The organism is Paraflavitalea devenefica (genome assembly GCF_011759375.1).
Taxonomy (GTDB): Bacteria; Bacteroidota; Bacteroidia; order Chitinophagales; family Chitinophagaceae; genus Paraflavitalea; species Paraflavitalea devenefica.
Genome location: NZ_JAARML010000006.1, coordinates 308,654 through 329,735, shown reverse-complemented (window position 1 = coordinate 329,735; position 21,082 = coordinate 308,654). Strand labels below are relative to the sequence as shown.

Sequence of the window (21,082 nt, the reverse complement as noted above, 5' to 3'; positions counted from 1 at the left end):
TATCAACTTGACGGAAGTCATTATGTTGAGGATAATATTAGTAAAAGCTTGCATGGAAAAATAAAGCTATATAGTTTTACAGTATCTAATCATCTACAGATCCACTGATCTTATCTGCACGAGCATATTCCGGAAAAAGCATGCTTTCTTTCTTCCACGCAATGTCCAATCTCCCGTGACACATTCTTTGTCCATTTCCTCCTGAGAAACGATTGCTATATCGTAAACCCTAAAATCGTACCGTATGAAGAAGTTATACCCTTCCTTCGTATTCATCTGCATTATCATTCTCTTTACTGTTATGCATTGCTGGGGTGCCCAGGACACCATCAAAGCCGGTTCTTTCCTTATCAGAATGGGCGTTACGCCTCAAACTATTAATAATTCTTTAAAACCGTATGGGTTGGTCTACGACCTCGTAAAAAATCATAAAGTACCTGTAAAGTGGGTGATCAATACCGGTAAAACAAAGGATGGCGCTGATTTTACGCACAATGGTATTGACTACCATGGAGGCACCTTCATTGTTCCTTTTGAATTCAGGACAACCACGGTCAATAATGTGATCAGTTCATGGCAGGCACAGGGTGTGGTAGTAGAAACTTCGGTGAGCCAAATGGTGTTGGATGTTTTTAAGACTATTTATTATGCGCCCAACTGGACCATGGATAAGCAAAACGGCATTATTGCCGCCAATTATTTCATGAATGCTGGTATTCCTGCGTCTGCCTATGGTGGTGATACTGCCAACTGGAAAACGCCTGCCCAGTTGAATGCCTGCGACGATATTTTTGTAATGCCTCATGCCGATCCGGCCTGGAGCACACACAATAATCTTTATTACTGGAACAGGGACTATAAAGGTAATATCTGGGCGGCCTGTCATGCGGTAAGCGAATTGGAAAATATGACCAGTCCGGATAATACTATACAAATGAATTTTCTAAGTACGGCGGGATTGGTGGATTGGAGCCTGCATAAAAAAGATGCTTCTCCTCCTTACCAGTACCAGGACCATGGCCATCCTGTGATGCAGTTCATGGGCACCCTGGACGAAGCCACCAATATTGGTTCAGAAAAAACTTATTTGCCTGTATTGGGAGGCGCCTGGCGCAATACGACCAGCTTGGGCGTATATGATATCAGCAACGAAAAAGTGCCTTCCTTGTCGGCAGGGCCTGCTGCTATTGTTGCCTATGGCCGTGCGTATGGTGATGAGGACCGCGGCTATGTAATGTATGAGGCCGGCCATGATCATAATTCCAATGGAACAGAGGCAGAACGCGTGGCAGCACAACGGGCCTTTTTTAATTATTCCTTTTATGTTGCAGTGGATCGTTTTGCAGAATTCAATACGCAGGTAAGCGGGCTTCCCGAGGTGATCATGCCTAATCAACCCTATCAGCTTTCCTTTGCTGTACCTCCCGGAATAGACCTCAGCAATTATACCATTCAATGGTCGGCTACCTGCGGAGGAACTTTTTCCAGCACCAATAACCAGTCAGTAACCTATACAGCGCCACAGGGTGGCGGCGCCTGTATCGTTACGGTTACCCTGACCGATGGTTGCGGACGGGACGTGTTCTCCAGCAAAGGCACTTTCATCGCTGCTTTACTGGCGACCTCATCTGCTACCTTATCGGGCAGTTATCATGCAACGGCTCAACAGGTGCAACTTGCCTGGACCGATGCCAATAGCAGCGCTGCGGACCATTATGAAATTCAGCGCAGCGAAGCAGGGTCAGCGTTTACAACACAGGCTTTGTTCTTCCCCGAGCGGCAGACTGTTCAGGGAGGTTTTGCTTACAAGGATCAATATGCTGTTCAGGGTGCTGTATTGTACCGCTTGAAAATAGTCAGTACTGCCGGAGCAGTGCGGTATTCCAATATTGTAAAGATCGTAAACGAGGATGCTGCGCCGCAACTGGCGTTGCTGTCCAATCCTGCCAGGGGCAGTATCGTTTTTAAATACCAGTCGCCGGTATCCGGACCTGTTACTGCTGTTTTGGTGGATATGAACGGAAGGGAGGTAGGTAAAAAGATCATACCGGTTCAGAAAGGGATATCAACAGTACAAATGGGTACTGATGGTTCCTGTCCGGCAGGCATGTATGTATTGCGGGTGGTAGCAACCAATAATAGCTGTACACAAAAAGTACAGTTGGTTAAGTAGGTTTTTCAGTATTTGTACACAATGCAGGGGGGCAAGCAATTGATTCCCCTGCATTTTTTTAATTGGCCACGAATGCTGTAACCGGTAAACTCCTGAGCGCCGGTTACTGACTTGTTTTTAATAGGTGTACTCCGGTGGTTCTATTTCCTGCACATGCAGGTGGAGTACTGCCTGCCCGCGGTGATGGGTGATATGGTCAATGGTGGCATGAAAGCCCTGTACGGCATCTGCTGATAGTTTTCCCTGTTCCAGGGTTTGCTGCAACCCATCATAGGCTTCGTTGAGGTAGGCCATGATCTCTTTCTTGTTCTTTTTGGTAGCAGGTGGTTGCCAATCGGTTTTATTCCCCTTCATGTAATTGTTTTCCCACCACTGTATACCATAAGCAATATGGTGTAGCTGTTCCCTGAAGTTCCAACCGGCGCCTGCCGGTTTGGAATCGTACAATTTTTCGGGCATGGCCTCTGCTACCTGCAGCGTGTAATTCCGGGAGTTTTGTAACGTCTTGATCAATGGTGCTTGCATAGCTATTTTGTTTTTTACAAAGCTATTGAGCGTGCTTCCGGATGACTTAAGGAATCTTGCTTTTGTCTGAACTGGGATTAAGTGGATTTATGGGATTGGTGGGAGAGGTCGTTTGCTTTGATAGCGGAAAGACAACTTCAATGAATAGCAGGTTGCTGAGTACGGTATTTCGCGGGCGGGCATTTGTATTTTTGGCGGAAGGCGGCGGTGAAGTGTTCTATGCTGTTAAAGCCGGAAGAGAAGGCGATATCGCCTACGGGCAGCAGCGTGTCTTTCAGGAGCAGCTCTGCCTGCTTCAGCCGTATATTCAGCAGGAACTGGTGGGGAGAGCAGTGGGTAAATGTTTTAAAGATGCGGCTGAAGTGGAAAGGGCTCACATGGCAGTGCGTGGCTATCTCCTGCAGGGAAATATCATCGGTAAAATGTTCAGTGATATAAGTCTTGGCCAGCTCTATCGTGGTGAGGTGTTGTTGTTTGAGCCGTGGATGTATCCGGTTGTCCGGCGCATAATCCGTAATATTCCCCAATACTTTATGGAGCATTTCCATCACCAGGTTATCTACCTGCAGCTTACTGCCTGTTTTGGTAAGTATGAGCCGGACAATGTAGAAGTGCAGGAACTCTGTTTCCGGATTGGTTTTATACAAGGTGGAGTGCAGGTCGTTGCTGGCAAAAAACTTTGTGCGGCCATAGTGCTCCAGTAATGCTGCATAAAAGGAGGCGGTGAACTCAAAAATGGTACATTCATCAGGTACCGTATGGGTATGTGTCACCGTTCGTTCATAACCCGGTTTGGTGATCAGCACGCAACCGGTATAAGAATCCAGGGAGTGGCGGAATATATTGAACAGGAAATTGCCTTTGCGTACAAAACTGATGCAGAATGCCTCGTTGTATTCCGGTTTGGAAGTGCGGCAGTCCACACACCGGCATTTGAAATCCAGTATCTGGTAGAAGCCGGAGGTATACAGGCTATGAATGTCGGCATCCATGCCGCTAAGGTACGAAAAAGCCGAAGTCTGAAGTCTGAAGCCGGAGGTCTGAAAGCAACCAATCAGACTTCCGACTTCAAACTTCAGGCTTCATCTCTTACCAGATCCTTACCCTCAAGCTATCGGGCCGGTACAGTTTATCACCTGGTTTAATGTTGAAGGTTTCATAGAATGCATCTACATCGGCCATGGGGCCATTCACCCGGTATTGCGCGGGAGAATGTACATCCGTGAGCAATTGATTGGCCAGCGATTCCTTGCGGGTATGTCCCAGCCAGCCCAGTGCATAGCCCAGGAAATAACGTTGGGCAGGTGTATAACCGGCTAGTTTTTCTGCTTTCTTATATTGATCGGTCTTTTGAAAAGCGTCCCACCCGAGGAGTATACCGCCCAGGTCGGCAATATTTTCTCCCAGTGTTGCCTTGCCGTTGATGCGCAAGGTATCTACCACCACATATCCGTTGAACTGCTCTACCATTACCTGCGCTTTCTTCATGAACTTGTGCTCATCTTCTTTTGTCCACCAGCTTACCAGGTTGCCGTTGGCATCAAACTGCCGGCCTTCATCATCAAAGCCATGGGTGATCTCGTGGCCAATGGTAGAGGCGGCGGCATAACCATATACGACCGCATCATCCAGTTCTTCATCGCGGTAGCCGGGCACGGTGAAGATGCCTGCGGGTAATACAATCTCATTGTTGGACGGATTGTAATAAGCGTTGTATTCCTGTGGCGGCATATCCCATTCTGTACGGTCCACAGGTTTGCCCAGTTTATTGATATTGTATTGGTGCCACCAGGCATTGGCGTGTTGCATATTAATGACATAAGGTCCGCGGACAATCTGCATAGCAGAAAAATCTTTCCATTTGTCGGGATAGCCTACCTTCTTCTTCATGGTAGCCAGCTTGTGTAAGGCTTTCTGCCTGGTGCTGTCGCTCATCCAGTCCAGCTTATTGATGCGGTCTTTTAAAGCGGTGCGGATGGCCTCCACCATGTCTTCATAGCGCTTCCTGGCCGTTTCATTAAAATACTCTTTCACAAATAGCTGACCTACCAGTTCGCCCATAATGCCTTTTTGGGTATCGAGCACCCGCTTCCAGCGTGGGCGTTGTTTCTTGACACCGCGGATGGTTTTAGAATAGAATTCAAAATCCTGGTCGGCAAAAGGCTTGCTGATAAACTCGGCCGAATTGTTGACAAGGTTCCAGCGCAGGTACACTTTCCAGTCGGCCAGCGGGATAGTGGTGAGCGCTGCCTGCAGTTCCTTAAAGAACTCCGGTTGTCCTATAATGACAGAGTCTACCGCGCCGGCGCCATAATTGGTGGCCCATGTTTTCCAGTCAACAGCCGGCGTTAATTTTTTGATATCTGTTACGGCAAACTTATTATAATTGGCATAGGGATCGCGCAGGGCTTCCAGTTTACGGGAAGCTTTGGCCAGCCTCGTTTCCAGTTTCATGATCATTGCCGCGTTTCCGGCGGCTGTTGTTGTATCATCGCCCAGCAGGCGCAGCATTTTGGCCACATGCTTCACGTATTCATTGCGTATCATGGTGGTGCGCTCATCGGTATTGAAATAATAATCCCGGTTGGGAAGACCCAGTCCGCCCTGGTACAGGTAGAGCGCCATCTGTTCACTGTTCTTGCTGTCCTGGAAAATGAACTGGCTGAAGGCAGGGGAGATGCCTTGTGTTTGCCAGCGGGCAATCAGTTGCATCAGGGAAGGAATATCCGTAATGGCATTGATCTTGTCCAGTTCAGGTTGCAGGGGCGTGATGCCGGCTTGTTCAATGGCTACGGTGTCCATTGCGCTCAGCCAGAAATCGGCCAGCTTTCTGGAGGCGCCGCCGGCTGCAGAATCGGCTACAGCTTTTTCATTAATGGTGAGCACCCGCTTGTAGATCTCTTCATTCACCATATTGCCAATGCCCCACCTGCTTTCTTCATCGGGTATAGGATTTTGTTTAATCCATCCGCCATTGGCATACAGGAAAAAGTCATTGCCGGGTTGTACGGTGGTATCCATGTTGGCGGCTACCACATCGGGCCGGGTAGTTTTGGTATCGCTGTTCTGACAAGCCAGGAAGCAGCCGGTAGAAACAGCCATAAGCAACACATACAATTTCATAGATGATAAATTTGAATTTGATGTGTTATAAAGATACCGGTTGCCGTGATGGCAAATCAATATTCTATATGAGTGGTTACTTCTTCTTTTTAGGTTTAGCCGCTTTGGCTATTTTGTTATAGTCCAGCGCCAGTTTGATCCACCCCGAAAGTTGTTTTTTTGTGGTCAATACTTCCTGGTCTACGAAGACATATCCTTTCATGACCTTACCGGTAAAGTCCATCGGTATGCAGCCCTCTTTTTCCAGCGCTTCTTCATATACATCGGGACCGATACGCAGCATGAGCCTTTCCTGTTCAACGCCCACGCACATCTTATCATTAACCATAAAGCAGAGGCCGCCAAACATTCTCTTTTCTTCCACCTTCTTTTCTGTGGCGGCAATGAGCTCTCTCACCCTGTCGGCGAGTTGTTCGTTGAATGGCATATACGATCAATTGTAAGATTATTTGCGGATCGTTGACTCACTAAAAATAGGAAAAATACAGCAGGCCGGGCAATAAATGCCCCGCTCGGGGGATGACACAGCAACCTCCTGACGGGCATGTATTTTTTGTGCTTCCCGGTATGGACTTACAGGAGATCATCATCGACCGCATCAAAGAAGAAGGGCCTATTTCGTTTCATGATTTTATGGAAATGGCGCTTTATTATCCGGGCCTGGGTTATTATACTTCCGACCGGGATAAATTCGGCAAGCGGGGCGACTATTTTACCAGTTCCTGCCTCAGTCCGGTAATGGGCATGGTGCTGGGCAAACAGATCGAAGAAATGTGGCGCCAGTTGGGCGCAGCAGACTTTACGATCGTTGAGTACGGTGCGGGGAACGGTTTTCTTTGTCATGATATCCTTGGTTACCTGTGTGAGAATAAGCAGTTGTACAGCAGGTTGCGGTATTGTATCATTGAGAAAAGTCCGGTCATGCGCAACCGGCAACGGGCGCACCTGCCCGATAAGGTAGCCTGGTATGATTCCATTGAAGCCATTGGCCGTCTCACGGGCTGCATTATCTCCAATGAGTTGGTGGATAATTTTGCGGTGCACCGGGTGGTGATGCAGGATACATTGCAGGAAGTGTTCCTGGATTACCAGGATGGGTTTGTGGAAACCCTGCGCCCCGCCAGTGCGGCCCTGACCGGTTATTTCCGGGAGTTGGACGTAGCGCTGCCGCGCGGTTTTCAGACCGAGATCAACCTGGAAGCCACGCAATGGATCGGATCTATTGGCGCTGCTTTACAAAAAGGCTATGTCATTACCATTGATTACGGTTATGCTTCTGCTGAATTATACCGCAATAGCCGGCGTGCAGGTACTTTGCTTTGCTATCACCAGCACCAGGTCAATGATGATCCCTATCGGGCGATTGGCCGGCAGGATATTACCACACATATCAATTTTTCCGCGTTGAGTCATTGGGGCTTTAAAAACGGTCTGGCCCCGTTGGGGCTGGTGAGCCAGGCGGCCTTCCTGCTGGCCCTCGACTTTAAAGCCTGTCTCCGGAAAACCCTGGCGGCGGGGGAAAATAAACTCAAGGCAGCGTTACAAGAAGCGCAGCTTACCCGGACGCTTTTGCTGGATATGGGCCTGCGGTTCAAGGTGCTGGTCCAGCATAAGGGAATGGCCGGCCGGCCATTGTCGGGACTGGCCTTTGCTTCGTTTGGTTCCTGAAATTTACCTCCTGGTGATGGGTAGGGTGGGGGATGCTCAGGGAATGACCTACGTATTGCCTGAACCTTGCACTGGTACACTATAGAACTGCATATATTTAGAGCACTCCAGTGCGCTTTTCAAGGCATTCCCTCGCCTTGTTTAGAGCACTTGCCTACCCCTATGTCCCAATCCGGGACGAAATCGTATGTAATCGGGGGAATGCTGCCGGTGATTATGCTGCCGTTTAAGCGCATTGTAAAGCCCTTTTACGGCTGGATCAGCTTTTGATTAGGAAGAGCATGTTGGCTGATCAGGAAAGCCCGCCAGGAGGCTGTAATGCGTTACGCGGTTGCTGATGCTTCCGGGAGGTTTTAATGTGGTGATGTTTTGTGTGGCCTATGCCCGAAAACAGCCAGGTTTTGACCGCTTCCGGGTATAAACTTTGCCCAAAATACTCATATACGGTCATTTCTTCGCTTGTTCTTCGCTTCCGCTTCGCTATTGCTTCGGTACATGTTCGCTCCTGAGCGAAGCCGGAGCGAAGGAATAGCGAACATGTACCGAAGCATTTAATAAGGAAAAGCGAATTGGGACAAACTGTCCCTGAATGTCCCTTGCTAAAATAACTATACAGTTTTCCGGAGTTATCTAAATTGGTTATACAGTGAATAACCCTATCTACAGTAGTTATACAAGGACAGAATACAGATATAGCTTTACAGCTTGCTTCACCCAAAAGCGCCATTTTTTTGATAAAATGCTGGCTGACTATTACTTTTGCAGTCCCGCGTTTCCCTTGTATTTCAGATCGGGACGTAGCGCAGCCCGGTAGCGCACTACGTTCGGGACGTAGGGGTCGCTGGTTCGAATCCAGTCGTCCCGACAGAGAAAAGGAGCACATTATGTGTTCCTTTTTGCTTTTTATACAATCCATCTAAAAATTATGGCTGGCCAGTTACTTTTGCCCGTTATATTTTGGGTCAAATTCCACAATCCATTCAATACCGTATTTATCTCTAAAACAACCAAAATATGAATTCCAAGGACTATCACCAATAGGCCCTTCTATTTGTCCTCCCACTGAAAGCCCATTAAATAATTTGTCTGCTTCTTCTTTACTTTCTGCACTTATTACAATTTTACTTCTGTTCTCATTTTCGTTTGTTTTTCCCATAATTTCCGGAACATCGTTTGCCATCAACATACTACTCTTACCAATAGGCAAAGCAATATGCATAATTTTATTTTCTTCTTTTTCCGCAACGCTGAATTCAGGACTTGCAAGGTCTTTGAAACGAATAACCTTTGCAAACTCTCCGCCAAATACTGATTTGTAAAAGGTAAATGCTTCTTCGGCATTTCCGTTGAAATTAATGTGAGGATTGATAAGTGCCATAATTCTTATTTTTTAGGTTGTTAAATTCGTTACTTTCTTACTTGTTTTGACTGCCATTTTTGAAAACGAAAATCATTTTTGCGATAAACGCGCCAACAGATTTTCCAAATTGTTCATTGACGCCTTAAATCCTTCTGTGAAGCCCATTTCAATCATCTTCTCCATGCGGGCAAGGGATTCATTATAAATAGTAATACGCACTGTTGTCTTTCCGTCTTGTTCGCTAAAAGTGTAATCCCAATCTGAACCTGGCAATTCAGGGTTTTCATCTTTATCTGCAAAAGCATTGAACATTTTGAAATTGGTTTTTGGGCTAATTGAAGTGTATTTCTGAATTGCCCAACGCTCTTGTCCTTCGGGGCTTACCATCGCATAAAATCTTCTTCCACCAACCTTGAAGTCCATAAATTTTGTTTTTGAAGTCCAGGGTTTAGGTGCTACCCATTGGTCAAGGATTTCTGCTTTGGTAAAAGCATCCCATACCAGCGAAAGTTCGGCATCAAATTCTCTGGTTATGAACACTGTTTTTGTTGTTTTGTCAACGGTAAAATCAAATAGCAAATTGGTTGTCATTTTTTTTGTTTTTTAATTGTTGCTAATACTTTGTCAAGTTGATTAAATTGGGTTTCCCATAGCCTTCTGAATTGGTCTAACCATTTATCAATCTCTTTCATTTTTTGAATTTGAAGCGAGTAGTAAATTTCCCTGCCTTGTTGTTCCTGTTTTATCAGTTCGCACTCTGTCAATATTTTAATATGTTTTGACACAGCCTGTCTGCTTGTATTAAAATGTTCGGCAAGGGCATTGGGTGTCATTGCCTGCAATGCAATCAGGGCGATGATTGCCCGCCTGGTCGGGTCGGCAATTGCTTGAAAAATGTCTCTTCTTATTTCCATCCTGGGATTATTTGCAACTATGTGGTTGCAAATATAAGTGCAATTATTTGGTTGCGCAAATTTTTTTTCCAGGTTGAAGAAAAACAACAATGATGCTATAAGTGTTTAGCCAGAGGTATTCAGGGGAATAGTATTCTTTTCATCAGCGACCTATCATTTGTATACCCGGTAGCAGATAGAAGCAGTGGACACCAAGGTTTCGGTGGCTCTTTGTCAATCAGCAAACATTTTTTTATTTTTCCTGGATGGATGTCAATATCACGGGATGTGCAGCCCAAAGTTCTTCGGGATTGGTTTGCTTGACTGAACCGCTAAATATTACTTTCATACCTGCTTTCTGCAGAGGAGCTGGAAGATTCAACGGAAGCAATAACCTGTTGCTATCGTTTTTGCACTGAATGCCAAAGTTGGTGGCATCAATAACCACAATTTCCCCTTCCTGATTTTCCAGCGTATCAGTTGTTTGGCGGCTGGTAAGAGGATGTTGTTGTTCCAGCTCACCGGATGAAGCGGAAAACTTTTTATCTGAGTTTGCCATATCGCAAGCATTAAATAAAATAAAAGATATGATAATTGCCAATGGGAATTTCATAATGAAAATGATGAAAGAGCAACGTATCAGCCTGAGAGACCTTTAAATAGATGCAGGATTCCGTTATGTGCCGGAAATAAAGAGACTATCCCGCCCTTCAAAGGGATAGCCTCTTTATTGTAATCCGGCACTTGCTATTGCTATTCTTTGGTAAACAATGTGGCGCTTTGTCTGCGTATCTTCTCTTTCACATGCTCTTTAATAGGAAGGCTGCTGAAATAGTTGATCATATCACCGGCCACTGCGTTTGCTGCTTCTTTGTTGCCTTCGCGATAATAGGTCTTAGCCAATATCTGCATAGCCTGGTTGAGGCTGATATTATCCAGCCCTTTATCCCCTTTTGATTTTTCGATGGCCTCTCTCAGCATATCCTCGCCTGACTGGTAGTTGGCTTCTCTGACATACAACTTCTTATCAGCGGTAATAGTCTTAAAAGCGCGTTGTGCATTCACGCCCCTTACAAATTGTGCATAGATTGTGAGGGGGTGGTCTCTATACTTATCAACCAGCAGTTGCAAAGCATCATTCCCCTTCTGCAGGTATTCGGCATCTGAACCCATAAAGCTCATCAGGTAACCTACCTGGTCTTCAAATAATAATTCTGCGGCTGCATCATCCTGGGCGGTTACCGGACTCTTGATGCGGATGTTGAGTGTATTGGAAACGATGCGAGAACCATCGGTATGATAGTAAACCGCTTTCACCTGGTAATTGCCAATTTCATCGAAAATGAATCCCTCTTTGCTATAGCCTATATAGGAACTTTCATAGATAGCAGGGTTGCTGGCATTCAGTACTGTATAGGTAGGCTCAGCACACATTTCAGTTACCGGTTTATAAATCATTATTTTACCTCCCGGCTTCTTGATGCCAATAGTTACAAATCCGAAATCGGCATGCAGGTTGCTCATTACTTGTGTGCTCAGGTTGCTGGAAGTTTTCAGTTGGGTTTCCAGGCAAACCGGTTCGCCCAGCAGGTATGACTTTTTAGCTTCCAGTTCCATGTAAAGGGAAGTGTGATTCTCGATATTGTCTTCAAATATATTTCCTGTTTCTTCCAACGATGCGCCTACCCTGAAAGGATTGCCACCCATCAAAACATTGTTCCGGAACCCATGGCGGATATGTGCCACTTCTACGGCATCAAACTGGAATGGGAATGCACTCCAGAATGCAGCGGCTCCACCCGGATAGAACTGGGGATAATTCATCCATGACAGAGAATTGGGAATGTTCGGTTTGGGAGGTATCGCCAGGTTTTTCTGGAAGGAGTGCAGCAGGTTAAAGCAGTGGCCCAGTTCATGTATGCAGGTATAAAGCTGCAAGCGTTTTTGTTCGGCTGTTAACCCGCCAATGCCCCTGTAAAACACGGCACAACCCTGGCGCTGCAAGCCTTCCTGGTCGAACATGATGCCATACAAACCCGGTCCGTATTCATGCTCGTAGGCATGCAGTAACCAAACATTCCATTGTGGTACTGGCCTGTACAGGCTGAAATGTTGTATCATAGCCCTGTGCAATTCTGCATTGGACCACCTGTCGGCAGGAGGAGTAATGTTGACCATCGGTACTACACTTCCAAGCCCTGCGTTAATCATGTCAACGCCGGCTTCCTTAAAGGCATCGGTTACGGATAATATCCTGGCAGGCCCGCCGGAGGGAAGTGACCCGGTATTGTAAGAGACAAAAGGAGTAACACCCGCGGTGCAATCCTGCTCCAGCCTCACCGTTCTGAAAGCCCTGTGAATATGGTTACATACATATAAAGCTCCGGGGGCATTGGTCGTAGCATGGAACCATTGCAGTAAAGCCGGCGCCAGTGGTTGAAAAATCGGGCTTTGCTTAATGGACACTTTCAGTTTTTTAAATGAGGTGGCCCATGTGGTATTGGCAATACCAGTGAGGGTGATAACACCATTGGCAATGTTTTTGGTAAGGCTGTCAACAATAAAAGAACCAAAATAGGATTTCGTTTGCCCAATGATCTGGTAATAATCCCCACTCACCTTTTGAAGTGGGCCCGGGCCATCTGTATCAATACGTAATTCCAGTTCAAAAGCGCCTAAAAGGGCGCGGTAACGACCGTATACCCTGTTTTTGGGGAAAGGAATAATTGGGGTGGGAATAGCTGCAGGAATAGGCACTTCAGTAATGCCTTCTTCCATTTCCGTGATTGCTTCGGTGGTGGCCTCACCTATCTCCATCGTTGCAATTAACGCGTCTATGTCATCGGTTTCGGTTTCCTTAATAACAGTTTTTGCTTTTTTTGAAACAGGCGTTACTTCAGATAATGCTGGCCCGTTGGGTTCAGTCAGCATAGTTGAATGCCCATTGTGATCATAATAACTCATAAGGATGAAATTTTAATGTTAATGGATAGAGTACCGTTAAGGCAGGTACTGTTAACCAGTTAATTCACAAGGCGTGGGGGGAGGGGAAATGAAGATGCTATTTGTGAAAGAACAAAATGGGATACCTAAGTAATTCTTTAATAAAAAGGAAGGCGTATGAATAGAATACTATTAAGGCAGGCATTGGTAGGCCGCTAATTTACAAGGCACACAAGAGAAAGGATGATGAGGTTTTGAAAGAATGTAATGAGCTAATAAGTAATCCTTTGATAAATGCTAGTGAATTTTCATTATGCTAAAGTGCCCAATTACTATAAGATTAATTCCACTTATACGAATGGAGGTCAAAGGTAAACCATGAAGAACCCTGATACGCAATTTGTTAACAATTTGTGCATAAATGGCTGAATATTCAATGGCCCGCCTTTAAACCAGCCTAATTTCAGAAAGGCCATATATAAAGAATTGCAAGGCCGGTTAAAATGGCAATGCCACACAAAAATGCTATTGTTTTACCAAACTCTTTACCTCCTATAATCATGGCGATTCCCCCTTTAAACACAAGGTTTGACAAAAATGCAACAAGAATTAATCTCCATCCTAAGGAAGCATCTATGTTTTTTTGCTCCGTCATTTTAGCTGTAGATAAAGTGATGGCATCCATATCAGTCAACCCGGATAAAATTGAAACAACATATAACCCTTCACTCCCAAACTTATCATTAGCCGCCGCTGAAAGAAAACTTATAACCGCGTATAACAAGCCAAACATTATGGCATTTTTCAATTCGGCAGGGTTTTTTTGATCCTGCATTTTAAAGACCCCTTTCTTCTGTTTAAAAGACAGTATTCCTGTAAGAACGATCATGACAGCCAATTCCGCCACAAGGGGAAATGCCAAATTTATAAAAGATGAAGGCGACACTATTCTTATTTCAATTAAGACCCTCACTAGAGAAATGGTTGAAGCTGTTATAATTACAAAGGCGGCAAGTTTACCTGCAGTAATGTTCCGGGCTGCCATTTTAGAGTAAGAAACAGTTGTAGCTGTACTCGATATAAGACCGCCTAAAACTCCACCCAATAAAGCTCCAACCTTGTCGCCAAATAATTTATAAGCAAAGTATCCGCAAAGACTGATAGCCACAATTAGAACAACCATTAGCCATATATCCCTTGGATTTAAAACTTTATACAGATCATAAGTGGTATTCGGAAGAACGGGTAGGATTACCATTGAAATCAATACGAATTGCATCACAGCTCTCAGGTCCTGTTCTCCAATCTTATTAACCAGGCCATGCAGAGAAGTTTTAAAATGTAATAACACGGTAATAACTCCTGTAAGAACAACGGCCACAATTGGTTCACCAAAAACCAGGTAAGCGCCCAGTGAAAACATGAGTAATACGGCTGCTTCAGTTGTAATGCCCCCGCCTTCTTGTTTATTTTTTATTTGTTGAATGCTCCCTATAACCAGTAAAGAAATGACTCCCAAAAAACCAGCCACTAATATCCATACATCCAATTCTTTTGCCAGCAATCCACAAATGGTGCCAGTAAGTGTTATTAAAGGGAAAGTACGGATACCGGCAATTTTTGAACTGGCGTACTCCCGCTGAAGCCCTACTAACAAACCTAATCCCAGGGATAGGCCCAATAACAAATAGAGATTGTTTTCCACACCATAAATTTATCAATAATAAAACCAAAGATATACGCCTTGCCCGGCAGGGCTGACATAGCACGAAGGGTGATTTGCGGATCGCCAGGTGACCCCTTCTGCGAATTGGGTTGGAAGTCGTTGGGAGTGTTTGATTTTGCGCTGCATCCGCAGCTGGATCATGAGTGGTTTCCGGAGAATTCCCTGACCAACCTGGAAAAGTTGGCCGCCACGATACCCGTACCGTCATAGGCGATTGATGATCACACCACTATAAAAATGACCGACGGTATCGTCGAGGTCGTCTCCGAGGGACACTGGAAGCTGTTTACCCCTACTATCACTTAAAGGAGATGGTTTAGAAACATGTTCCCGCTCCTAATCATCCTTTGGTTCCCAAAGCTCAATGATATTACCTTCCGGATCGAGTATATGGATGAATTTGCCATAATCATATTCCGAAATTTCATCAACAATGGTCACATTGTTCTTTTTTAGTTCATCCACCAGCGCAACAAGGTTTTCCACCCGGTAATTGATCATAAATGGCTTAGCCGACGGATTGAAGTATTTCGTGTCCTGCGGAAACGCACACCAGCTTGTAGATCCTTTTTTCGACGGATCATCAGCCTGCCGCCACTCAAAAGTTGTTCCGTATTCGCTGGTAGGCAATCCCAGGTTTTGGGTATACCAATCGTTCATACCTTTCGGGTCATTGCATTTAAAAAACACGCCGCCCAGGCCCGTTACTTTTTTCATATTAGTCAGAATTTATTATTATCTATGTGCGCGCTGTATTTGACTTAGGATTATTTTTAAGTATAAGCGCGGCAATTAGCGATATTACGAAATTCATTGAACCATTCATCATGATTTTCCCTAATAGCTATTAAATATTTTATTTCAGGTAGCCCGTCCAGACATTCATAAAAAAATGGTATAATTAAGCCAGGCAATATTGTTCCAGCATATGATGCGTGGTGAGATCAAGGAAGTTATTGGTAGCAGTTTTATTTTTTCTTTTTATAGACAAGTACTTTGTGCCACATTTCTTTTGATATTGGGTTTTCTGTATCCCATTCTATATAAAGATACTTATCATCAGTCCACGTTCCTTTTTTAGTAGGATTTTCAGTTGCATTTTTCAAAATCAACTTGTTGTTTTCTTTGCTTAAGGTTGATACAATTAATACCAGGTCGTAGTATTCGTTATTGTTTTTGTCGCCTAGTGGTTTTGTATAAACAAAGCCTTTTGTTTTGGCAAACAATGCTTGCGATGCCGTGTCAAAATCAGTTGTCAAACCAACAGATTTGGCGTAAGTAATAAATTCATTCTTGTCTGCTGTAACCAGTTTAAAGTAAGTTGTAGTGTCGAAGGTTTGAGCCTGCAGTATTTGTCCAAAGGCAAGGAGCAAAATGGACAATAAAAAATTTTTTGTCATATGGGTGTTGTCGTTAAAAATACAACAATTATAAAGTCTCTGTATTTATTATAAAGCTCAAAGTTTGCATGTCAACCCACCTGACGCAAGACCCTAATAAAATCCAGGTCCCCATGATATTTGTCCAGCTACCCCAGCAGCTAATAATGAACCCTTCAGATCGTTGATTTTGAATGGTTTAATTTAAGTCGTAGTCTGTATTTATGCTTTTCAGTGGGACCTTGTTTAGTAAGATATTTAGTACCTTTATTATTCTATATTTCTCAATTGGAACCTCTTCCATAGTTATCTCCCCCAAACCTTCCTTTTATCTCATCATATTGCTTCAGATTATCTGCCCGAATGAAACAATCCAATAACCAGGTAATTATTATTTCATCTTAAAATCAAAGGAGGCCTGTTATGAAACGCTTTGGCAAGTTTGCATTCATTATGATTTTCGCGGCATGCTTTTTTGTTCAAAAATCAGCTATCGCCCAGGATCCACTCAAAGTAGCGCCGAAAGCATTCAAAGAAAAGCTCAATAACGCGCATGTCAATGTTCTTGAATATGCGAGTAAGCCTGGCGAAAAAGAAGCCATGCATTCTCATCCTGCTATTCTGATCTATGTTATTAAAGGGGGAAAATTGAAATCGACCACACCCGATGGGAAATCGCAGATGATTGAATACAAGGACGGTGATATAGCCTGGCGGGAGCCCATTACACATACCATTGAAAATGTAGGCACTACAGAAATAAAGGCCCTGCTTATTGAAACGAAAAAGTAATATGCTTTAAGTTCCATTGAAATACATTAAAAAGCCTTCAATTCAACGAATTGAAGGCTTTTTAGTCTGTGTTGGTATAAAAGCGAAAGATGTAAGACCTCATCCGTTTTATTTTACCCTGACTACGACCTTTCCTTTTGCACGTCCTTTTTCAATATAAGTAAGAGCATCATTTGTTGCTTCGAATGGAAATACCTTATCCACAACTGGTCGTATGATACCAGCGTTGATAAGAGAAGTAATCTCGTTCAATTGACTTCCGTTTGCTCTCATGAAAAGAAATGCATAGCTGACTTGAAGACGTTTTGCTTTTTTCCTGATCCGATAACTCAAAAGGCGCATTATTAATCTTACGTACCACGGCGATCCAATTTCTATGGAAAAACCGGGATCAGGTGGGCCAGAGATTGAGATCAGCTTTCCACCAGGTTTTAATACCCGTAAGGATTTTTCCAGGGTCTTTGCGTCCTGACTATTCAAAACAACATCATAGTCTTTCAGCATTTTTTCGAAATCATCTTTCTTGTAGTCGATCACAATATCTGCGCCGAGGCGCTGAACCAAGTCAATATTGGCTGTGCTGGTTGTTGTGGCTACGGTTGCACCCATATGTTTCGCCAACTGAATAGCAAATGTTCCTACGCCGCCGGAACCTGCCTGGATGAAAACTTTTTGTCCTTTCTTCAGATTCGCCTTTTCGATGAGCGCTTGCCAGGCAGTCAAGCCAACCAATGGTATGGAAGCCGCTTCTTCCATGGTGAGTCTTTGGGGCTTGATAGCCACGTCTTTTTCATTGATTGCAATGAACTCTGCAAAGGTGCCAATTCGATGGTCTGCTGGTCGTGCATAAACCTCATCGCCAACTTTAAATTGTTGTACACGAGGCCCCACTTTAACCACAACTCCCGCCACGTCATGTCCTAACACAAACGGTGTTTTATAAGGCAAAATGAGTTTGAACTCTCCGTTTCTGATTTTGGAATCCAACAGATTTACACCGGCAGCGTAGACCTGAATCAATACATCATTGTCATGTAATACTGGTTCTGGCATTTCGGCAAGTTGTAACCTGTCTTTTTTACTATACTGATTTACTATAAAGGCTTTCATTGTAATTGTTTTATATTCTTATCTGAGTTAACCAAACCGAAAGCCATTTTAGGAAAAAGCCTGTTGACAAGGTAGAGCAACTTCGTATCGCCAACACGAATGGTAAATTGCTGCTTCTTAAGACCTGCAATAAGCGTTTTTACCACTTTCTCAGGGGTTATTTTCTTATCATTCCTGCCTGCGGTCATGTTTGTTGCAACCACCGGAGGTAAAAGTTCGAACACTTTTATATGGCTGTTTATAATCTCTAAATGTTTCCTGAGCGTTTCCGTATAGAAATGCAGTGCCACTTTGGAAGCGGAATAGGTTGCTTCAAGTGCAGAAGGAACATAACTAAGAATGGAAGTTGTGTTGATAATTGCACTTTCTTTTCTTGATTTCAGCATCTCCATAAAAAGATTATTCAGGCGGATTACACCGAAATAATTGACATTCATTTCATGTTCTGCTTCTTTTGAATGTCTGTCATTTGCCACTCCCATATTAGTTGACATACTTAAAACACCAGCGTTATTATATAGAATATCGATTCCTCCGAGTTCTTTAATTTGATTGAAAAGCAATTGGGCATCATCTGCATTTCCAGCATCACTTTTTATAGCAATCAAGGCTGGATATAATTGTTTCGCTTTGTCCAGTTTTGATTGATCTCTTCCTGTGATAATCACTTTTGCACTATTAGCCAAAAATTGCTTTGCTGCTTCGAGGCCAATACCTGCTGTACCGCCTGTTATCAATATTGTTTTTCCTTGTATTTCCATGTTTTTTGAGTTATGTATATTATTCAATGTTGCCAGGTTGTTTGTTTTTTTTCGTGTTGTTCTGTAACTTTACTTGCAATTTGCAAGTGCAAATGTATATATTACTTGCAAATTGCAAGTGAATTAAAGAAAATATTTTTATGAATAAGTCTAAAAAGAGGTCTGATTGCCCTGTTAGCTGTTCCCTTGATATATGGGGAGATAAGTGGTCGCTGTTGATTATCAGGGATCTAATGTTTGCAAAAGAGTGTACTTATGGTGATTTGTTAAAATCACCGGAGGGAATCGCCACCAATATTTTAGCATCGAGGTTACAGGCATTGGAAGAAAACAAGCTCATTGAAAAATCAGCGCACCCGGACAGTAAGATAAAAGTGCTCTATCGGTTAACCCGGAAAGGGATTGACTTACTTCCCATTATGATTGAAATAAATTTATGGGCTGAAAAATATTTTCCATTACCAGAAGATAGAAAGGCTATGTTGAAAGAGGTAAAAAAGGACAAGGCTGGATTTATAAAAAGAACGACGAAAGAATTACAATCATATCGCTAAGATAGGGCTGCTGCCAATGCTGCTTATTAGTTGGCTAATCGGACGAATACAGCGGGCAGCATTGCTGTTTATCTTGACTGTGCATTGCTTTTTTTCAATTATTCTTTAATTATTAAACCGATTTTTTTATGAAAGTTGTATTGCCAGTCCAATCCGCCCGTTTTAATGTATTGTTCAGACATCTGCTGAAAGCTGCTTTTATTATTGCCATCAGCCTGGTAGCCACTTCCCCGGCTTCGGCGCAACAGTGTGAAGGTTGTAATGTTCTTATCCTGGGCGAAGAGTTAGTACGAGTGGGCGATACCAAAACCTATTACGTGACACCCCGGTATCCTGATGCAGAACCCTACACGCCTATATGGGATTATAATGGCTATCTGTCGCCTTTCGCAACTATTGTTGACCAGGGACAAGATGCGTGGGGCAATGAGTACATTGTCCTGTATTTTTATGCGCCGGGATATACGTGGCTGACCTATGACGGACTGTATGACGGTATGACGCAGGATTTTAGCGAGATAACCCTTCATATATTGCCCTGATCATAACTGAAAGCGCATCCCGGCCCTGGCCGGAGGATCGCAGGTTTGAATCCTGGCTTCCCGACTTCACCCGCCATAGCTTTAGCGACGGCGGGCCTAATAATGAACCCTTCAGATTGCTGAATCTGAAGGGTTTTTAGTTTAAAGGAATTTCTTCAAGTCCGCCAATAAGGAGATATCGCTTTTAAAAAAACTTCTCTTCTGTTGTGGGGTTGGGGTTCTCCCGCGTGCCTTACAATATATAAACCGATGTAATGACCCAAAATGACATCATCGCCCTGGCCGATAAGATCGCCACAGGTATTGCCACGGATGATGAAATTGCTGTCTGGAATAATATGTATGAAGGTATGCAGGATGTGCAGGAGCTGCAGCCGGAGCAACGGCAGGCGCTACAGGAGCAGTTGCGTGAGCGTATCCTGCAACGGACGAGTCGTCCGGCGCCCCGCAGGATCCCCTGGGGGAGGTGGGCCGCCGCTGCTGCCGTTCTCTTTATGATAGCAGGGGCTGGCTACTGGTATTTTTTCCGCCCGGAAGAGGCGCCTGTGCAAAGCGTTGTAGTCAAGGCCAAGCCAGGTACTGCCGATATAAAGCCCGGAACGCAGCAGGCGGTGCTAACCCTGGCCGATGGAAGCACGGTGGTGCTGGACAGTCAGGCGAATGGCACACTGGCGCACCAGGGTAATATGGAAGTGACGCGACAAAACGGGCGGCTGCAATATGTTACAGCCGGCGAGGTGACACCCGGGCAAACGATGGTGTATAATACGATAACGACACCGCGCGGCGGCCAATACGAGGTGGTGCTGGGCGATGGCACCAGGGTGTGGCTCAATGCAGCTTCCTCGCTGCGCTTTCCTGCCCGCTTTGGCAGCGCCACACGTGAGGTGGAGGTGAGGGGAGAGGCCTATTTCGAGGTGGCGAAAGATGCGGCGCACCCTTTCAGGGTGCATGTACCGGGAGGTGCAACGGTACAGGTATTGGGAACACATTTCAATATCAACGCCTACGATGACGAAAGCATGATGGCGACCACCCTGCTGGAAGGAAGCGTGCAGGTAAGCAAGGGGGGCACAGATCAGCTACTGAAACCGGGCGACCAGGCACAACTGGATAATAATGGCCACCTCAATGTGCTGCACAACGTGAACACGCAGCAGGTGGTGGCCTGGAAGAATGGCTATTTTCAGTTTGACAAGGCCAATATCAAAACGGTCATGCGCCAGTTGAGCCGCTGGTATGATGTGGAGGTGGAATACCGTGGCGCTACTGATCCCTCGATGACGTTTGAAGGCAAGCTCGGGAGGGATCTGAAGCTGCAGCAGGTATTGAAAATATTGCAACGAAGCGAAGTTCATTTTGCCATAGAAGACAGGAATATCATAGTGGTTCCATAAAACCAAGGATCAGTTTCCATACGAAAAATCGTTGCCGGCCGGCGACGTGTAAAGCTATGTCCTAAGCAAATAGCCTTAAACCTTATTGAAATGGGTAAAACGAAAAACCAGGAATGGTAACGACATTCCTGGTCAT

20 protein-coding genes and 1 tRNA gene are annotated in these 21,082 nt (G+C 44.6%); 7 read left to right on the top strand and 14 right to left on the bottom strand.

What is annotated here, in order from left to right; genetic code table 11:
- Nucleotides 1-244 precede the first annotated feature (244 nt).
- Nucleotides 245-2,173, top strand: a complete 1,929-nt coding sequence (locus tag HB364_RS28790; protein ID WP_167291884.1) for a T9SS type A sorting domain-containing protein — start codon at nucleotides 245-247, stop codon at nucleotides 2,171-2,173.
- 117 nt (nucleotides 2,174-2,290) lie between these two features.
- On the opposite strand, the gene HB364_RS28785 is transcribed toward HB364_RS28790, so the two are convergent.
- From HB364_RS28785 to HB364_RS28770, 4 genes are all read right to left on the bottom strand, one after another.
- Nucleotides 2,291-2,698 carry a DinB family protein gene (locus HB364_RS28785; protein ID WP_167291883.1) on the bottom strand — a complete coding sequence of 136 codons (408 nt, stop codon included), beginning with the start codon at nucleotides 2,696-2,698 and terminating at the stop codon, nucleotides 2,291-2,293.
- 137 nt (nucleotides 2,699-2,835) lie between these two features.
- Nucleotides 2,836-3,690, bottom strand: coding sequence for a helix-turn-helix domain-containing protein (locus HB364_RS28780; RefSeq protein WP_167291882.1), 855 nt, complete (start codon nucleotides 3,688-3,690; stop codon nucleotides 2,836-2,838).
- 97 nt (nucleotides 3,691-3,787) lie between these two features.
- Nucleotides 3,788-5,821: a M13 family metallopeptidase gene (locus HB364_RS28775; protein WP_167291881.1), complete on the bottom strand. Its 2,034-nt coding sequence runs from the start codon at nucleotides 5,819-5,821 to the stop codon at nucleotides 3,788-3,790.
- A 76-nt stretch (nucleotides 5,822-5,897) separates the two neighbouring features.
- Nucleotides 5,898-6,248 (bottom strand): TfoX/Sxy family protein, encoded by a 351-nt coding sequence (locus HB364_RS28770; RefSeq protein ID WP_167291880.1) that lies wholly within the window; start codon nucleotides 6,246-6,248, stop codon nucleotides 5,898-5,900.
- 92 nt (nucleotides 6,249-6,340) lie between these two features.
- On the opposite strand from HB364_RS28770, the gene HB364_RS28765 reads away from it, so the two are divergent.
- Together HB364_RS28765 and HB364_RS28760 are read left to right on the top strand one after the other, a co-directional pair.
- Entirely contained in the window at nucleotides 6,341-7,489 is a 1,149-nt protein-coding gene (locus HB364_RS28765; protein ID WP_246228644.1) for a class I SAM-dependent methyltransferase, read from the top strand.
- 791 nt (nucleotides 7,490-8,280) lie between these two features.
- Nucleotides 8,281-8,354 (top strand) — tRNA-Pro (locus HB364_RS28760).
- A 72-nt stretch (nucleotides 8,355-8,426) separates the two neighbouring features.
- Here the strand turns inward: HB364_RS28760 and HB364_RS28755 are convergent.
- The 8 genes from HB364_RS28755 to HB364_RS28720 form a co-directional block, all read right to left on the bottom strand.
- Entirely contained in the window at nucleotides 8,427-8,867 is a 441-nt protein-coding gene (locus HB364_RS28755) for a VOC family protein (protein WP_167291879.1), read from the bottom strand.
- A 72-nt stretch (nucleotides 8,868-8,939) separates the two neighbouring features.
- Entirely contained in the window at nucleotides 8,940-9,440 is a 501-nt protein-coding gene (locus HB364_RS28750; protein ID WP_167291878.1) for an SRPBCC family protein, read from the bottom strand.
- Nucleotides 9,437-9,763, bottom strand: coding sequence for an ArsR/SmtB family transcription factor (locus tag HB364_RS28745; RefSeq protein ID WP_208420127.1), 327 nt, complete (start codon nucleotides 9,761-9,763; stop codon nucleotides 9,437-9,439). Before HB364_RS28745 ends, HB364_RS28750 begins: the two co-directional genes overlap by 4 nt.
- A gap of 232 nt (nucleotides 9,764-9,995) precedes the next feature.
- On the bottom strand, nucleotides 9,996-10,355 hold the full coding sequence (locus HB364_RS28740) for a hypothetical protein (protein ID WP_167291877.1): 360 nt from the start codon (nucleotides 10,353-10,355) through the stop codon (nucleotides 9,996-9,998).
- 140 nt (nucleotides 10,356-10,495) lie between these two features.
- Nucleotides 10,496-12,706: a tetratricopeptide repeat protein gene (locus tag HB364_RS28735; protein ID WP_167291876.1), complete on the bottom strand. Its 2,211-nt coding sequence runs from the start codon at nucleotides 12,704-12,706 to the stop codon at nucleotides 10,496-10,498.
- 442 nt (nucleotides 12,707-13,148) lie between these two features.
- Nucleotides 13,149-14,390 carry an MgtC/SapB family protein gene (locus HB364_RS28730; RefSeq protein WP_167291875.1) on the bottom strand — a complete coding sequence of 414 codons (1,242 nt, stop codon included), beginning with the start codon at nucleotides 14,388-14,390 and terminating at the stop codon, nucleotides 13,149-13,151.
- Between the two features lie 357 nt (nucleotides 14,391-14,747).
- Nucleotides 14,748-15,128 (bottom strand): VOC family protein, encoded by a 381-nt coding sequence (locus HB364_RS28725; RefSeq protein ID WP_167291874.1) that lies wholly within the window; start codon nucleotides 15,126-15,128, stop codon nucleotides 14,748-14,750.
- 251 nt (nucleotides 15,129-15,379) lie between these two features.
- Nucleotides 15,380-15,811, bottom strand: a complete 432-nt coding sequence (locus HB364_RS28720; protein WP_167291873.1) for a hypothetical protein — start codon at nucleotides 15,809-15,811, stop codon at nucleotides 15,380-15,382.
- A 402-nt stretch (nucleotides 15,812-16,213) separates the two neighbouring features.
- Here HB364_RS28720 and HB364_RS28715 point away from each other — a divergent pair, with 402 nt between their 5' ends.
- Complete coding sequence (locus tag HB364_RS28715; RefSeq protein WP_167291872.1) at nucleotides 16,214-16,582, top strand: cupin domain-containing protein; 369 nt, start codon at nucleotides 16,214-16,216, stop codon at nucleotides 16,580-16,582.
- A gap of 108 nt (nucleotides 16,583-16,690) precedes the next feature.
- On the opposite strand, the gene HB364_RS28710 is transcribed toward HB364_RS28715, so the two are convergent.
- Together HB364_RS28710 and HB364_RS28705 are read right to left on the bottom strand one after the other, a co-directional pair.
- Nucleotides 16,691-17,692 (bottom strand): NADP-dependent oxidoreductase, encoded by a 1,002-nt coding sequence (locus HB364_RS28710; protein ID WP_167291871.1) that lies wholly within the window; start codon nucleotides 17,690-17,692, stop codon nucleotides 16,691-16,693.
- Nucleotides 17,689-18,453 carry an SDR family oxidoreductase gene (locus HB364_RS28705; protein WP_167291870.1) on the bottom strand — a complete coding sequence of 255 codons (765 nt, stop codon included), beginning with the start codon at nucleotides 18,451-18,453 and terminating at the stop codon, nucleotides 17,689-17,691. Before HB364_RS28705 ends, HB364_RS28710 begins: the two co-directional genes overlap by 4 nt.
- A gap of 140 nt (nucleotides 18,454-18,593) precedes the next feature.
- Between HB364_RS28705 and HB364_RS28700 the strand changes: the two genes are divergently transcribed.
- The 3 genes from HB364_RS28700 (at nucleotide 18,594) to HB364_RS28690 (ending at nucleotide 20,946) form a co-directional block, all read left to right on the top strand.
- A complete protein-coding gene (locus HB364_RS28700; RefSeq protein ID WP_167291869.1) occupies nucleotides 18,594-19,007 on the top strand; it encodes a winged helix-turn-helix transcriptional regulator in 414 nt (137 codons plus the stop codon).
- 128 nt (nucleotides 19,008-19,135) lie between these two features.
- On the top strand, nucleotides 19,136-19,549 hold the full coding sequence (locus HB364_RS28695) for a hypothetical protein (RefSeq protein WP_167291868.1): 414 nt from the start codon (nucleotides 19,136-19,138) through the stop codon (nucleotides 19,547-19,549).
- 254 nt (nucleotides 19,550-19,803) lie between these two features.
- On the top strand, nucleotides 19,804-20,946 hold the full coding sequence (locus tag HB364_RS28690) for a FecR family protein (protein ID WP_167291867.1): 1,143 nt from the start codon (nucleotides 19,804-19,806) through the stop codon (nucleotides 20,944-20,946).
- The last annotated feature ends 136 nt before the right edge of the window (nucleotides 20,947-21,082 follow it).

Bases quoted from the DNA above. Each gene is read 5' to 3' on its own strand.
- HB364_RS28755 (WP_167291879.1), bottom strand. From the start codon at position 8,867: ATGGCACTTATCAATCCTCACATTAATTTCAACGGAAATGCCGAAGAA.
- HB364_RS28695 (WP_167291868.1), top strand. From the start codon at position 19,136: ATGAAAGTTGTATTGCCAGTCCAATCCGCCCGTTTTAATGTATTGTTC.
- HB364_RS28735 (WP_167291876.1), bottom strand. From the start codon at position 12,706: ATGAGTTATTATGATCACAATGGGCATTCAACTATGCTGACTGAACCC.
- HB364_RS28710 (WP_167291871.1), bottom strand. From the start codon at position 17,692: ATGAAAGCCTTTATAGTAAATCAGTATAGTAAAAAAGACAGGTTACAA.
- HB364_RS28690 (WP_167291867.1), top strand. From the start codon at position 19,804: ATGACCCAAAATGACATCATCGCCCTGGCCGATAAGATCGCCACAGGT.
- HB364_RS28775 (WP_167291881.1), bottom strand. From the start codon at position 5,821: ATGAAATTGTATGTGTTGCTTATGGCTGTTTCTACCGGCTGCTTCCTG.
- HB364_RS28790 (WP_167291884.1), top strand. From the start codon at position 245: ATGAAGAAGTTATACCCTTCCTTCGTATTCATCTGCATTATCATTCTC.
- HB364_RS28745 (WP_208420127.1), bottom strand. From the start codon at position 9,763: ATGGAAATAAGAAGAGACATTTTTCAAGCAATTGCCGACCCGACCAGG.
- HB364_RS28750 (WP_167291878.1), bottom strand. From the start codon at position 9,440: ATGACAACCAATTTGCTATTTGATTTTACCGTTGACAAAACAACAAAA.
- HB364_RS28780 (WP_167291882.1), bottom strand. From the start codon at position 3,690: ATGGATGCCGACATTCATAGCCTGTATACCTCCGGCTTCTACCAGATA.
- HB364_RS28785 (WP_167291883.1), bottom strand. From the start codon at position 2,698: ATGCAAGCACCATTGATCAAGACGTTACAAAACTCCCGGAATTACACG.
- HB364_RS28770 (WP_167291880.1), bottom strand. From the start codon at position 6,248: ATGCCATTCAACGAACAACTCGCCGACAGGGTGAGAGAGCTCATTGCC.
- HB364_RS28705 (WP_167291870.1), bottom strand. From the start codon at position 18,453: ATGGAAATACAAGGAAAAACAATATTGATAACAGGCGGTACAGCAGGT.
- HB364_RS28700 (WP_167291869.1), top strand. From the start codon at position 18,594: ATGAATAAGTCTAAAAAGAGGTCTGATTGCCCTGTTAGCTGTTCCCTT.
- HB364_RS28720 (WP_167291873.1), bottom strand. From the start codon at position 15,811: ATGACAAAAAATTTTTTATTGTCCATTTTGCTCCTTGCCTTTGGACAA.
- HB364_RS28715 (WP_167291872.1), top strand. From the start codon at position 16,214: ATGAAACGCTTTGGCAAGTTTGCATTCATTATGATTTTCGCGGCATGC.
- HB364_RS28740 (WP_167291877.1), bottom strand. From the start codon at position 10,355: ATGAAATTCCCATTGGCAATTATCATATCTTTTATTTTATTTAATGCT.
- HB364_RS28725 (WP_167291874.1), bottom strand. From the start codon at position 15,128: ATGAAAAAAGTAACGGGCCTGGGCGGCGTGTTTTTTAAATGCAATGAC.
- HB364_RS28765 (WP_246228644.1), top strand. From the start codon at position 6,341: ATGACACAGCAACCTCCTGACGGGCATGTATTTTTTGTGCTTCCCGGT.